Genomic DNA, 13,286 nt, shown 5'->3' with positions numbered 1-13,286 from the left:
ATCGCAATGGCAACGGATTCGGCAGCCTCGGCCAAACTGAATGTCATCCGTGCTGAGGTGTCCCGCGCTGTTCGTGGCGTCCACTCAACAGGTGGGTGGCGGCGCGGTCGGCGGCGTCTTCGTCCTGGCCGGGCAGGACGTGCTGATAGGTCTTCATGGTGAAGCTTCGTCGGCGTACCCGGCGCTGGCTCGCCATTTCGGGTCACTCTGAGAGCACTATCGCGTCCCGCCTATCCGCGGTCCGAGCGGCTATCCGGTCGCGGCGCTCCTCGAATTTGAGGGTGTCTTGCTGGTACTTCGCCAGAAACGCATCGAGTCGCTCACGGGCTTGTTCACCACGGCCGGTGAAGTCGTTGCGCTCGAACACTTTCCATAGCCGCAGCACGGGCATGATGACCTCGTCGAGGTGTTGACGCATGTCGTAGATGCCGTGTTTGGCCATCAGCACGCCGTAGCGGCGGAAGTTGGGGTTGCCGGCACCAGTCAATCTGGAAGTTCGTCAGCATGATGGTTACCGCTTCCATGGCCTGGTCCGGGGCGAGGTCCAGCGCCGCACCGTAGAGGTTGCGGTAGAAGATCATGTGCAGGTTTTCGTCGGCGGCGATGCGTTGCAGCATTGTGTCGGCGACGGGGTCGTTGCACACCTTGCCGGTGTTACGGTGGCTGATCCGGGTGGCCAGCTCCTGGAACGTCACGTACGCCATGCCGTACAGCACACCGGCTTCGGGGATCTGGCTTTGCTCGAGGGTCGAGTAATCGATAGTGGCCAGTGGATCGAACCCTGTGGTCATCGCGGCCATACGAGCCTGTTCGAGTTCGACCGGGTCCACGCCGCGGGTGACGACCAGATAGTCGCGCATCGCGATGCCGTGCCTGTTCTCTTCGGCAGTCCAGCGACCGACCCAGGTACCCCAGGCACCATCGCGGGAGAAGTTGTCCGCGATCACCCGGTGATAGGACGGCAGATTGTCCTCGGTGAGTAGATTGGTGATCATCGCGGCCTTGGCCACCTCCGACAATCGCGACTGCCCGGGATCCCAGTCGACGCCACCCATCGCGGCGAAGTTGCGGCCCTCGTCCCACGGCACATAGTCGTGCGGATGCCATGGCTTGGCCAGCGACAGATGCCGATGCACGTTCTCTTCGGCGACCGGCTCGAGCTCAATGAGCAACTCACGCTGAGTCAGCTCTCTCCCCAACGACTTTCCCTTCTCGGACCATTCAGCAACAGGTGCGCGTTCGCTCGGTGAACGAGAACGGCAGTGCTAGTACGCTAAGACCTCCACCCGGGTGGAGGTTCAAGAGACTGTGACGGACGACACGCAACGCTCCATGCTGGTGAGCATCGGAGAGCTGGCTCGTACGACCGGACTTGCGGTACGAACGATCCGGTTCTATTGCGATGAAGGGATTCTGGAACCGCAACGCAGTGCGGGCGGGCATCGGATGTTCGACCCGGACGACGCAACCGAACGTCTGCTCCTGGTCCGGCGACTGCGTGCGCTGGGTCTTGGACTGGAATCGATCACCGACGTACTGCGTGAGGAACGCTCGATCACCGAGGCCGTCGCCGCCGAAAGCGCCCGGCTCGATATCGAATTCAGGTCAATGGCATGGCGCCGGGCGTCACTGCGGGCAGTCGAGACAGCTGCCCCGGCGCAGCGCGCCGACCGGCTCGCGTTGCTCGCGGCCGTGCAGGACGGTAGCGCCGCCCACGATTGCCTGGTGCGCTTCTGGTGGCGCGTCCTGACCGGGCTGACCCGAAGCGACTTCGACAGCTTCGTGTGCGGCAATATCCCGCAGCCTCCCGCCGATCCGTCGGCAGGTGACGTTGTCGCGTATGCCGAGTTGACTGCGCTCGTGGCCGAACCTGGGCTGCATGGTGCTGTGGGACAACACCTCTGGGGACGTCATCCGCAGACGATACGCAACCGTCGCGAATTGTTCTTCAATGTAGGGGACGTGCTGATGGATGTGTTTCCGCTCGTATCGGAGGGTGTACGACCTCATGCCGGCGACGAACTCGACAGATTTGTAGACGCTCACGCCAACGCACGAGGCGAACGTGATTCCCCGCAGTTCCGCAAGCAGTTATTGGCCGCCGCAACCGACACCGACCACCGCATCCACCGCTATTGGTCACTGTCGGCCCAACTCTCGACCACACCCGCCACGATCGGACAGGCGCACCATTGGTTGCACGGCGCGCTGAACCGCTCGACTGGCCACGCCTCGGAGAACTAGCCAGGCCGTGTTTGCCGCATGGGATCCAACGTTGGTTCAGACGAGCCCCTCGCCCCGAGGTGGAGTCATCGCGTTCAATGGCAATACTGTTGACCGTTGGCAGCCCTCGTCACCGACACGGAATCAGAGGGCCTACCGGAGGACACAGCGGATATCCCTAGCGCTCGTGTCGGTGTGCGATCAGTATCCCGGGTAGGCGGGAAGCGTTGGGGGTGGTTCGTTTTCCACCAGTCGCTGTCCCACCTCGGCGGGCAGGTCGGGGAAGACGATGTCATCCCAAGCGCGGCACCGTTCCACATATTCACCTTGGAACGGGTCGTCTCGTTCTACCCCGAACAGGACCCGCCAGCCGGTGAAGAGATCCACGGTAGGAGCGGACCATTCGGTTGGTCCCGGTGTGTACGTCGGCTCCACCGCCGGAGTCATGGATGGACTGGTAGGCGTAGCAGGAGTCGTCGGGCCCGTGTCGCCGATCCGCTCGAGCGCTACCGTAAAACTGCTCCCGGGTTTGAAGACAGTTCGTTCGTACTTGCCGTTGTTGAGTTTCGTCGCCACGCCGGAGACTTGCGAACAGACGAGGCCGCTGAGTTGATGCCCGTCGTCCTTGATGGCAGCCAGGTGATAGCGGTAGGTCCCGACCTCTTGCGGGAAGTCGTACTTGGATTGGTCTTTGCGCATCCGGTCCGCAACATCTGAGGGCAGTGCTTGTTCGAAACCCGCATATGCCTCGGATACACCGAATTCGTCCGCGATGAAGACCGACTCTCTCGTTGCGCGGATGAGGGTGCCTTCGGAGCCGGTCAAACTGATGCCAGGTTCGGCTGACCACACGGTAGTAGCGTGCCGGATGGCGTCCGGTACTTGGTATCCAGTTGGAGTCGGGGTCGCCGACGGGGTTGGGTCGGTTGGATCCTGCCGCCCGCATCCGGCAAGGAGTGCGGCTATAGCGGCTGCGAGGGAAACCGTGCGCAATACCTTGTGGCTCATGTTATTTGATCCAGTGGTTGTCGGTGGGGACATAGTTTCCGTTGACGAGGACCGAGGTGAAGCCGTCGAAGAAGTCCTGTCTTCCGGTTTGAACGATGGCGAAGGGCTCATTCGCTCCCTCTGCGGCATTGCGCAGATAGTGCGTTAGCGGGTCGTGGTCACCGGGCATTGCCTTGCTGAGCACGTTCGATCCGTTGTTCGTCAGCCAGGGATTGTTGTTCTCCGTGAGTTTCCCGTAGGGCAGGAGATTGTTGTCGGGACCGAGCGCTCTCTCCGATTCCGGCAACGTGGCTGGATCGAGTCGCCCTTGTCGGATGAGTTCGTCGATCATGTTGTACATGCGGTGATTACTGTTGCCGGCATCGACCAGGGTGAACGGCTGTCCCTTGAACTGCGGCGTGGGAGTCTGGTTGACGTATTCACCCTGGTCGTTGACGATGCCGTTGATAACGTCGGTTTTGAAGAGTTCGCCGGTCGCCGCTACGACCGCTCCCGGATACCCTTGTGCACCGAGGATGATCTCCGCACCCGTGTAGATCGCGGAGTATCGGTTCTTGAGGTCATTGGTAGCCGCTTGGTCGTCACGGTTATCTTGGTTGCGGTCGGCGATTTCGGCGTTGAGACCGGCTTCGATGAGTCCGCGCAGCTGCCCGGAGCTACGGCCGAGGGAATTCCTGCCGCTTTCCGGGTCGCTGGTTTCCTGGGTGGCGAACATCCGGTCGTATCGTTCGGCTTCGGCGAGGGCGGCGCTGTTGATGAGCATCGACGCACGAGGGTCGGAGTCGAGGATGGTCATGACTCGGGTGGCTTCGACGGGGTCGAGCCCGGGGAATCCGTGGGTGCCTGTCAGTTCGGGTCCGGCTTGGACGAAATCACCGACATAGGGCATGAGCGCCTTGGCGAGAGTTTGGGTCAGCTCCGGGTTTCGTTGGCCTATAGCGTCGTTGGTGCCGTTGATGTTGAGCAGGTCGTTGTAGTTGTTGGTGCCGTCGGCTCCGGAGTTGATGGTCGACATGACCTCGGTCAGCCCAAACGCAGCTTTCCCGGCACGTTCGGCAGCGGCGATCTGTGCCGGGTCGCTGGGATCGGTCGGTATGGCGTCGGTACCGATCCAGCTGAACACCTTGTTGATCGGCGCGTCCTCGGTGTCGGGCCAGTCATAGGTCAGCAGCGGCATAACGGTGGAGTCTCGGTGGTAGCCCGCGCCCAATTGGTCGGGGGTGCCGTCGCCGGTGAGGACGATCGCGGACGCTTCCTCGTTGCGGGAGGCGATGTCGACGAGGTTGGTTACCGATCGGCCCAGCACATCATCGCTGTTGGGTTGGTTGGGGACGTCGTCGATGAGCCAGGCGGTGTGCCCGGCTTGGCGGTACAGCTCCGTGCTGAGCTTGGTCCCCGGGACGTATTCATCGTCGGCGAGCGCCAGAGCATTGGTCAGGCCCATGAGGTTGTTGGTGAATTCCGTCCCGGCGCGGTACTGGCCCAGGCCGTTCGGGTCGGGGTACCGAGTGGTGTTGCCGTCGTTGCCTACCCCGGGGACTTCGACTCCGGGTTCGACCACGCGGCTCGAGAGGATGTCGCGGTACTCCTGCGGCAGCTGCTCGTAGCCGCCTTCGATCTGTTTGCCATCGGCTTTGACGCCCTTGACGTTCTCATTCGACAGCAGCATGACCGAGTTCGCCAGCGCCTGTGCCTTCGCCTGCCCGTCAGGTCCTTGCGCGTTGAGTTGCTCGCTGAGCCGGGTGAATCCGTCGGGGCCAGCGGAGTCGAGGAACTTCTGCGTGAACTCCAGCGTGGACGCCGGGACAACGACGGCGTCCCCTGCCTGCAAGGCGGCTTTCTCCGCATCGGAGAGGCTGGTCTGGTCGAAAACCTGGTCGATCTGGGCAAGCACCTCCGGTGGGATCTCGCCGCCCTTGCTGACCTGCTCGCCGAGCCGCTCACCCGTCACCGCGTTGACGGCGGGATTCTCCGCGCCCTCGCCCGCGTTCGGCAGCTCGGCCATGGCCTCGTTGACACCGTCGGCCACGCTCTGCGCTGCTACGCCCGCCGCGGCCAGCGCGGCCTTGAGCGCTGTCGCGTACTGATCGGCTTGCCGCTGCAATGCCGCGAGCTTGATGACCGCGGCGTCGCGGTCCTTGTCGGCCATGGCGTTGGCCAGCTGTGACAGTGACAGCGTCACCGACCCGTCTTCACCCCACAGATAACCCCCGGACGTGATCGTGGTCAGCAGGTCGGTCACCGTGGTCTTGGCGAACCGAACCGGCTCTATCCCGGTAGTGATCCGCTCACCGGCGGCCTCGAGCGCGTCGGCGGCCTTGTATCCCTGGTCTCGGACCACCAGGCCCTTGTCCCGGGCACCAGTGCCGAACTTCCCGACCAGGTAGTCCACCGAGTTGCCGACGGCGGTATGCGCGGCGTCGAGCTCGGTTTTGAACCGGGACGCCTGCTGCGTCCAATAACTGCCTTGGCGGGCCAGCGCCTCGAGGTCCCACGCTCGTACCTGCGACACGGTCGGGATCGGGACCCCGCTCATCGCTGCTCCTGGCCCAGCTGCGTGAACTTGCCCGCCGTCTCGGCTTCCTGCGCCAGCACCGTCGCGAGGCCGTTGTCGGTGCGCACGGCCAGCACCCGCACCTGCTCCGTGGCCGCCTGCAACGCGTTCGTCGCCGTGGTGGCACCGGACAGGCACGCGGAATTGACTGCGGTACCGGGCAGCAGCGAACTCATGGTGATGGCGGACTCGAGCGCCTGGTCGTCGGCGCGAATCCCTGCCAAAGTGTCAGCGGCGGAGTTCAAGGTGGTGACCAAACCGCGCGTACGTTCCGGATCGACGTGAATGAAGTCCTCGGCGTCGTACCCCACTGCCGATCCCCCTTCGGGTGCGTACCAGTCCGTTTCCGCAGGTCACTCTACTGGACCGGTGACTATGCCAATCCGCTCGAGATCATGAACGGCTACCACTGGTCGTCGGCTGAGATGCGAGAACGGGGCCGCAGCGGGCTGTAGTCCTCGTCATCGGGGTTGCTGTACCCGTAGTCGTGGGAAGCCGAACGTGCGCTCGCCGGGTCCACCGGTGCGGGCAGGGACCGCTCGGGAGCGTCGCCGACCTGGTCGACGACATCGCGGACGCGCGGGTCGGTCCACGCCTCGCGCACCAGGTCATCTGCCTGACTTCGGGCTTGTTCACGGGCCTCGTTGAGCAGGCGCGTCAGCAACGGACCCAACCGGCGCCCACCCGGAAAGACATCCTCGTCGACATGGACGGCCGTGACGTGGCCGTCGGTCCGAACATCCACGTGGACGCCATCGGCCCGGGCGATGGCGTGACCAGTCGTCAGGGCATCGGCCAGCCTGTCCAGCTTTGTGCCCAGTGACTCGGTGTACGTGGGCGGATTCGATGGTTTTGAACCCATAGGTGATCCCCCTAACTGCCCAGATTATGTCTGCTTTCAGGACACAGTACGGGAGGCGTCCCCGGCTACTCGGGAAGGAGAGGTAAGGGGGTCAGAACGTTTGTTGCTCCAGGTCAGCACGTCGTTTCGGTGAGTGGGACCGTCGCGCTACTCGGACGCCTAGCCGACGGTGACCTCATCACCAAGAAGCATGATGCCGGACTGCCAGCCCACCTGATCGCGCACGAGGATGCGTTCGTCCTGGAACGAACTGAAAAGTTCTCGGGTTCAACGGAACTGAAGAATTTCGCCTGGCAGAGCGCCCGCCCCGGAGGCGAGTTCGCTTGGCGATCAAGACAAGTGAAGTTCGGTCGCCGCGATGACCAGACAATCCTCACGACGGCAGCCGTGATGCAAGGCGTGCAACACCTCCGCGCGGGATCTCGTCAGACCCAGCAGCTCGACGTGACACAGGTACTCGGCCAGCTCGCCATCGGCGTGCACGAACATGTGAGGCAAAGCGGGAGCGGACATCATCGGTCTCCGGTTTCGGCCCAACAGGTCTCGTTCTCGGATTTCGGTGCGGGCGGTCATCCGCACCTCACCGAGTCACCCGCTTGCGCGGAGCGATTCGCCTCCAGCCGCTCCCGGAGACATTCGCGTTCGATCCGCGCTTTGATGCTCTCCACTGTCCAACACTCCTGCGGTGTCACCGATGGAGTGGGATTCAGCGCCGTGTAGGACACCAGCGCCCACACCACCACCCCACCCAGGCCGAGGCCGGACAGGAATGTCACTATCGCCGTCACCATCACACCCTCCTGAACTTGCGGAACTGCCTGCGAAATTGAACTGGCCGGCCACTAGCGCCGGTCCGTCGGTGGTGGCCAATTCGCACCACGCGACCGGTGTGCCCGAAGGCGACATACTCACCGCAACACCGACTGATCGCTGCTACCCGCTGTGCGGTCACCATGATCTCCTCGGCGACCTCGCCCGGGTTCGGGTCGGGCGGACGATCCTGGACGATCGAGTGCCGCGTGAAAGGCAGGCGGCGACTCGGCTCAATTGCGCAGCGAGCGAGGTACTCTCGGCGATGCGGCACTGCGAGACTTCTCATGGCGCACAAGGCAATCGCCGCCTGCCCGAAGACAATTCGTCAGTGAGGTCCTCGAAAGCGACGGCCAGTTCGGCCAACCGTTCCCAGGCGATGAATGGCTCGCCGTCACGGGGGTTGGCCAGTGCGACGAAAGCGCTGGCGCTGAACTCCGCCAGCCGGTCGATGACCGCGCCCACCGTCTCGGTGTGCAAGCGAGCGCAACCCAACGAGGGCGGCAATACCCGCGCAATCCATTCATCGATGGCACGGATCAGCTCGGCTCTCCGCTGATCGATCTCTGGCCGCACAACTTCATCCACCGCCAACTGCTGCTTGTGAAGCTCTGACAACTCGAGCGCCCACCGAAGGAGAGGGTGATCGTCCTGGACGTCTCCGCGGCATGCCGCCAGGATTCGGTGCTTGGTCGGGAAGAACTCCATCGGATTTCACCCCTCATCCGGTGGAGGACAGGGTGTTTCACCGCTTCGGTTCAGCGGACTCGACTCCGTCAAGAGGTGCGCACGGCGATGGCGTATATGCCGCTTCGCCGACCGTAAACGGCTCGAAGCAGCTCCGCCTCGAATGCCTTGCTGCGGCGTCAACGGCGCGGCGAGCCTGCTGATCTGGCCGATGCCGATTCGGCCGGGTGTCGAGGTTGATGCGTGAGGTTTTTCGCGATGGCGGCACTGCCGCATCGCCGGGGCGCGTGAACTTCCACCTGGATCGAGCGTCATCAGTCCCACCTGTATCGGTGTCGTGTACGGGATGACTCGAATGTCGCTTTCACAGTGCGTTACTCTGTGCCAGATTGTCACAGTGCATCGCAAGGTGCAATAGAACTCCGAAAAGGCGGGAACTATTGCGTCGAACTGCCGGATTCTGCCCATTGATGGCGGGTGGTCGGCCATGGTGCCGGACGGCCGCAGCGGGCTATTCTGTGACAGCGAGACCTCTGTGACAAATTGTCACTGTGTAGAAGAGGAGGCGTGACCAGTGCCGCAAGCGCCTATCCCGACCAAAACCGAGCGCTACTCCCCGTACAGTCGGCGGCTTCATCTCGGTGATTCCCTGCGCCAACTCCGGCAGGATCAGGACTCGTCGATCCAGCAGGTCGCGAAGACTATAGGGATGGATCGGACGCTGCTGACCAGGATCGAGACCGGTCAGCGACGGGTCGCGGCCGACGTGAGCATCTCGATCGCCGAACACCTGGGTATAGAACAGCACTCCGCCCGATGGCAGGAGTTTTACGCGCTGGCCCGTGACGCCGCCCAGTCGGGATGGTGGGAAGGCCGCGCATTCAAGGGGCTGTCGCCGCGTCAAGCCCTGCCCGCGGATCTCGAAGCCGGCGCAAGCACGATCCGCTGGTACGACTTCTCCCTGATCCCCGGGTTGCTCCAGTCACCGGCGTACTTGCGAGCGCGGCACAACGCCTCGGTCACCAATGATCATTCCTTGGACAACCCGATCGACGTCCGGGCCCGTGAACGTCGCCAGCAGGAGGTATTCGTCCCCGGTGGCCCGCGCATCGAGGTTGTCGTCGAAGAAACCGTTGTTCGGCGGGTTGTCGTTCCCAAACCGGCGATGCTCGAACAACTCGAGCATCTACTGGATCTCATCGATACCAACGGCCAGGTCGACTTTCGAATCCTGCCGGTCGGCGGCGAACTACTCGGCGTCCGGGCACCTCGATCACCGTGGGAGATCTACGAATTCGTCGCTGGCGACCCACCTGCGGTGATGGTCGAATCCCTGACCGAGGATGTGCTGTTACGCGACCACACCGAGGTCGCCAACCATGAGCGGCTCTGGCGCAGACTCCACGAAATCGCACTACCCCCGGACGAAAGCCGGAAGCTCATCGCACGGAATATCGAGATCATCTCGAAGGAGCAGTGAACAAGATGGCGAGCAGGACCATGACCGAGCGCAGGCCACGCGACGGGTACGTCAAGTCGTCGTTCAGCGAGGGCGGCGGCCAGTGTGTCCTTGTCCGACGGCAAGCAGACGACCCGAATATCTTCCTCCGCGACAGCAAGTACGAGCGCAACCCGCGCAACCGGCCCGAGGACGAGCCGATCATCGAGATGCCAGCAACCGCCTGGGCTACGTTTGCGGCACTGGTACTGAACCCGACCGATCAGCTGGTTGTCGCCGCCCCTGAGGTGGAGTTCACGCCGGAAGGCGGCGGCGTGGTGCTGCGTGGAAACGACGGAGCCACACTGATATTCACAACAGACGAGTGGGAGGCTTTCCGCGCAGGTCTCGCCGCAGGAGAGTTCGAACGCCGAGCAGAGGCCGCATAGTCCTGCTCGGCGGTGCGCACGGCGTTGAAACGGCGCTCGCGGTAGTCGACGCGGGCTGATCGCCGAATCTGGAGTTCGGGCCGTTCCTGCCGCGCTCCTGTCTCGAAGTCTCAATGGACGACGATCCTGGCGCTTGCCTCGACGACCCGCCATCACGGGGAGGCCGTGGTGGATGTCTCGTCCCAGTACGCGGGGTCACGGCCATAGTTCGCGGTGGTGAAGGCCCGATCCCAGGGGGCGTCCTCGGCGAGGAGTTCGCGCCAGGGCGCGACCTCGATGTAGAGGACGCGCATCGAATTGAGTGCGCTGTGGTGCAGGTCTGGGCCGTCGGTGGAGACGGCGTCCTCGGCGACGGCCACCTCGTAGTTGTGGTCCAACGCTGCTCGTGCGGTCGCTTCGACGCACACGTTGGTTTGTAGTCCGGCGATCAGCAGGCGTTGGGCACCGAGGCTTCTCAGGATCGGGTCGAGTTCGGTGTAGGTGAAGAAGCTGGGTCGGGTCTTCTTGAGTACCAGATCACCGGGTGCAGGCGTGACGGTCTCGATGATCTGACTACGCCATTCACGCTGTGCGGCAGTCAATTCCGGTAAGCGCGCAGCGCGTGAAAGCTGGTGCCGGGCGGCTCGTGGATTGGCCGCCAGGGCACCGGCCGGACTGGTGATCGCCCGCGAGTACACGATCGGAATCCCGCAGGCTCGCGCGGCGGCCAGGAGGTCGGAGCATTCGCCGACGACCTCGTCCAATCGCCAGATCGGCGGCCACCCCAAGACATCTCGCACACGGTCGTCGACGAGATAGCCGTTCTGGACGTCGATCATCAACACCGCGAGGTCATTCACCGCACATCATCTCCTCATTTCGCCGCGCGCCGACAACGCACTATCGATCATCCACTCGGGCAAGGAGCTCGGCGGCGAAACCGATGATGGCGGCCAATTGCGCTGGTCGGTGAGAAGCTCGCGCTGGCCGGGCTGGCTGCCATTTCTCGCCGCGGTTGTCGTCAACGGTCATGGCGCTGAGGGATGTTCGCGGTTCACCAGCGGTGGGCTGAATCGACGAGGCGTTGCAGTGCGGAGTGGGCGGGCGGGCCCCAGGTGGGCTTGCCGCCGGGGCGGGCGTGGACTCCGGCGTCTCCGATGAGGATGCCGGCGAGGGCCTTCAGTACTGCGCATCCGCGGGCGCGGCGCAAGGTCGCGGCGTCCGGGCGTGACTGGAGGAGGTTGTGGAAGTGCTCGGAGGCTCCCTCCGGTAGCAGGATCCACGCGGCAGCGAGGTCGAATGCCGGATCGCCAGAGCACAAGTCGCCGAAGTCGATCACGCCGCAGAGCCTTCCTTCCGTGGTGAGGACGTTCGCGGGGTGCAGGTCGCCGTGCAGCCACAGCGCAGGACCGTCCCAATCCGGCGCGGAGGCGGCGTCTTCCCAGACTGCGCGGACAGCATCGGGATCGGGAATCAGCCCCAACTCGGTGGCCTCGGAAAGCAGCCGCGTGAACCCCTCCGAAGAGACGGCCAACGGCCCTCCCCGGTCTCGGCCGACGGGTGCATGTTCCGAGGCGGGCTGATGAAGCGCGCTCACGAACGCGGCCAGCGCGATGGCCGACTCCGGGCCACGGGTGACGGGTGACGGGAGCACGGTCGGCGGGCTCGCCGGGCACCCAGGTTGTGACGATCCAGGGACGAGGGAACCGCTCCGATGGTTCGCCGAGGCGCTGCGGAACAGGAACTGGCAGTGGGAGGCGCGGCGCAAGGGCTGGTACCCATGCGTACTCCTTGCGCAGCAATCCGTCGGCGGATTCCGTCGCCCATGGCAACCGAACCGCGAGATCGTCGCCGAGCCGCCAGATCTGGTTGTCCCAGCCCCGCGCACCGAGCCGCACAGGATAGTCAGCCAAGTCGGGGTGCTGGTCACGCAGCAAATCCCGGACCAACTCCGCAGTGACCTCAATCTCGGTGTGCGTCATGCTGCTCAACCCTAACCGGATCGCAGCAGCGCAGCTGATCTTCGCAACGGGCTGGGCTGGACCCCAACTGATCTCGAGTCAGCGACCCGACGTTCTAGGGCGCCACAAGCCTGCTTTGGTCGCGCGCCCCCTCCCCCTCGATGAGCCTGGTCCCGCACCGGAGGCGCTGGAGCGGTTCCCAGAATTCTCACTCCGGTGCCGCGGTCGATCTCGGTCGATGATCATCACGGGGGCTGGAGCTGTGCGGCAGTCCGCAGTAGTTTGCCGGCTATACGCTGTTGGTATGAAGCCCCCCGAGGTCACCCTCGAGAACTATGACGCCGTGTACGACTACTACCGCGATCATCGGCAGAATCTGGTGAAGGCGAAGGCGGCGTACTGGTTGCTCGGGCGTCGCTTCCAGCCGCGGGTGGGCTTCGCGACGGGGGCGCGGAAGGGGTTGCGGGACTTCATCTCCGCAGGTCGGCCGTTGCTCATCTCCATAAATCACCTGTCGGAGCAGGACCCCTATACGGTGAGCGCGGCGGCGCGGCGCAGTCCATTGCGGCCCGTGATCGGGCACACCAGAGTGCTGGCCAAGCATGAAGTGTTCGCCAACCCCAAGATGCGGAACACCCTCGACATGATGGGCGGCTTGCCGGTATTCCGCAGCAAGGATCATGAGAGCAACTCGGTCAACGCCGCGTCGGAGCGGTTGATCGATACCTGCGCGGTAGTGATGGCGCGTGGCGACAGCATCGCATTGTTCCCCGAGGGGACCTGCAACGTTGTCGACCACACGCGGGTGCTCGATCTCGGCGGCGGTATCGGGCACATCGTCAATCGCGCTCGCGAACTCGGTGCGGACCCGGTGCTGGTCAGTCTCGGACTCAGCTATGGCCCGCGGCCGGATCCCGCCGCCGAACTGAGCAAGGCGGATGTCCACTCGGCCAGCTTCTACTTCGGGATGCCGGTCGCCGAACTGCCGTCACAACCCGCCGACATCATGCGCGTGGTGCGCGACGAGCTGCAGGCCGCGCTCGACGGAGCGGTCGCGGGCTACTGAACGACGGTCGGGAGGCGGTGCTGTGCCGTTGACAGCCGAAGAATCAGAGACTCATCTTCTGATTCGCGGCGTCCCGGCAATGTAGCTGAATCGGTCGGCTCGGCTGCCGCGATTCGCCAACGGCCGCCGATCGGCGACAGGTGCATTGGTTGGCCAGAGTCTTGTCGTACCGGGCTTTCGCGCGGCGATCACGCGGGTGCGCCGCTTCCCGGCGACGACCACGTGCTGGCCCTCCGGAAGGTGCGCGCT

At 64.0% G+C, this 13,286-nt stretch carries 13 protein-coding genes and 2 pseudogenes; 4 read left to right on the top strand and 11 right to left on the bottom strand.

The features are described from left to right. Window positions 1–43 precede the first annotated feature (43 nt). Window positions 44–196 carry a hypothetical protein gene (locus tag NU1_RS41830; RefSeq protein WP_157553160.1) on the bottom strand — a complete coding sequence of 51 codons (153 nt, stop codon included), beginning with the start codon at window positions 194–196 and terminating at the stop codon, window positions 44–46. 6 nt (window positions 197–202) lie between these two features. After that, a pseudogene (locus NU1_RS28010) lies at window positions 203–1,199 on the bottom strand (acyl-ACP desaturase). Window positions 1,200–1,308: 109 nt separating this feature from the next. Here NU1_RS28010 and NU1_RS28005 point away from each other — a divergent pair. Continuing rightward, window positions 1,309–2,244, top strand: coding sequence for a MerR family transcriptional regulator (locus tag NU1_RS28005; protein ID WP_212761200.1), 936 nt, complete (start codon window positions 1,309–1,311; stop codon window positions 2,242–2,244). A gap of 180 nt (window positions 2,245–2,424) precedes the next feature. Here NU1_RS28005 and NU1_RS28000 read toward each other — a convergent pair whose 3' ends face one another. The 6 genes from NU1_RS28000 to NU1_RS27975 all read right to left on the bottom strand — a co-directional run bounded on the left by NU1_RS28000 (window position 2,425) and on the right by NU1_RS27975 (window position 8,075). Continuing rightward, window positions 2,425–3,075: a hypothetical protein gene (locus tag NU1_RS28000; protein WP_067526020.1), complete on the bottom strand. Its 651-nt coding sequence runs from the start codon at window positions 3,073–3,075 to the stop codon at window positions 2,425–2,427. Between the two features lie 157 nt (window positions 3,076–3,232). Further along, complete coding sequence (locus NU1_RS27995) at window positions 3,233–5,767, bottom strand: TPR repeat domain-containing protein (RefSeq protein ID WP_067526018.1); 2,535 nt, start codon at window positions 5,765–5,767, stop codon at window positions 3,233–3,235. Beyond that, window positions 5,764–6,096, bottom strand: coding sequence for a hypothetical protein (locus NU1_RS27990; protein WP_067526016.1), 333 nt, complete (start codon window positions 6,094–6,096; stop codon window positions 5,764–5,766). The genes NU1_RS27995 and NU1_RS27990 overlap by 4 nt, the downstream gene beginning before the upstream one ends. Window positions 6,097–6,188: 92 nt before the next feature. Next, window positions 6,189–6,647 carry a hypothetical protein gene (locus tag NU1_RS27985; protein ID WP_067526014.1) on the bottom strand — a complete coding sequence of 153 codons (459 nt, stop codon included), beginning with the start codon at window positions 6,645–6,647 and terminating at the stop codon, window positions 6,189–6,191. A 569-nt stretch (window positions 6,648–7,216) separates the two neighbouring features. Then, complete coding sequence (locus NU1_RS41825; protein WP_157553158.1) at window positions 7,217–7,438, bottom strand: hypothetical protein; 222 nt, start codon at window positions 7,436–7,438, stop codon at window positions 7,217–7,219. A gap of 304 nt (window positions 7,439–7,742) precedes the next feature. Beyond that, window positions 7,743–8,075, bottom strand: coding sequence for a DUF4254 domain-containing protein (locus NU1_RS27975; RefSeq protein WP_245720346.1), 333 nt, complete (start codon window positions 8,073–8,075; stop codon window positions 7,743–7,745). A 643-nt stretch (window positions 8,076–8,718) separates the two neighbouring features. Here NU1_RS27975 and NU1_RS27970 point away from each other — a divergent pair. Next, a complete protein-coding gene (locus NU1_RS27970) occupies window positions 8,719–9,624 on the top strand; it encodes a helix-turn-helix domain-containing protein (RefSeq protein ID WP_245720345.1) in 906 nt (301 codons plus the stop codon). Window positions 9,625–9,629: 5 nt separating this feature from the next. Next, complete coding sequence (locus tag NU1_RS27965; protein ID WP_212761199.1) at window positions 9,630–10,031, top strand: DUF397 domain-containing protein; 402 nt, start codon at window positions 9,630–9,632, stop codon at window positions 10,029–10,031. Between the two features lie 152 nt (window positions 10,032–10,183). Here the strand turns inward: NU1_RS27965 and NU1_RS27960 are convergent, their stop codons facing one another. The 3 genes and pseudogenes from NU1_RS27960 to NU1_RS44375 all read right to left on the bottom strand — a co-directional run. Further along, the gene (locus NU1_RS27960) at window positions 10,184–10,870 is read right to left on the bottom strand and encodes a cysteine hydrolase family protein (RefSeq protein ID WP_067526005.1); all 687 of its coding nucleotides are present in this window, start codon (window positions 10,868–10,870) and stop codon (window positions 10,184–10,186) included. 194 nt (window positions 10,871–11,064) lie between these two features. Further along, the gene (locus NU1_RS43500; protein WP_245720357.1) at window positions 11,065–11,607 is read right to left on the bottom strand and encodes a phosphotransferase; all 543 of its coding nucleotides are present in this window, start codon (window positions 11,605–11,607) and stop codon (window positions 11,065–11,067) included. A 106-nt stretch (window positions 11,608–11,713) separates the two neighbouring features. After that, window positions 11,714–11,992 (bottom strand): annotated as a pseudogene (locus NU1_RS44375) (aminoglycoside phosphotransferase); the annotation flags it as partial. Window positions 11,993–12,275: 283 nt separating this feature from the next. On the opposite strand from NU1_RS44375, the gene NU1_RS27950 reads away from it, so the two are divergent. Beyond that, window positions 12,276–13,037, top strand: a complete 762-nt coding sequence (locus NU1_RS27950) for a lysophospholipid acyltransferase family protein (protein WP_067526003.1) — start codon at window positions 12,276–12,278, stop codon at window positions 13,035–13,037. The last annotated feature ends 249 nt before the right edge of the window (window positions 13,038–13,286 follow it).

Source organism: Nocardia uniformis NBRC 13702, from assembly GCF_001613345.1.
Lineage (GTDB): Bacteria > Actinomycetota > Actinomycetes > Mycobacteriales > Mycobacteriaceae > Nocardia > Nocardia uniformis.
Note: the sequence above shows the minus strand (reverse complement) of the source record. Positions and strands in the feature narration are given on the sequence as shown.

Bases quoted from the DNA above. Each gene is read 5' to 3' on its own strand.
- NU1_RS41830 (WP_157553160.1), bottom strand. From the start codon at position 196: ATGGCGAGCCAGCGCCGGGTACGCCGACGAAGCTTCACCATGAAGACC.
- NU1_RS27995 (WP_067526018.1), bottom strand. From the start codon at position 5,767: ATGAGCGGGGTCCCGATCCCGACCGTGTCGCAGGTACGAGCGTGGGAC.
- NU1_RS27985 (WP_067526014.1), bottom strand. From the start codon at position 6,647: ATGGGTTCAAAACCATCGAATCCGCCCACGTACACCGAGTCACTGGGC.
- NU1_RS41825 (WP_157553158.1), bottom strand. From the start codon at position 7,438: ATGGTGACGGCGATAGTGACATTCCTGTCCGGCCTCGGCCTGGGTGGG.
- NU1_RS27965 (WP_212761199.1), top strand. From the start codon at position 9,630: ATGGCGAGCAGGACCATGACCGAGCGCAGGCCACGCGACGGGTACGTC.
- NU1_RS27950 (WP_067526003.1), top strand. From the start codon at position 12,276: ATGAAGCCCCCCGAGGTCACCCTCGAGAACTATGACGCCGTGTACGAC.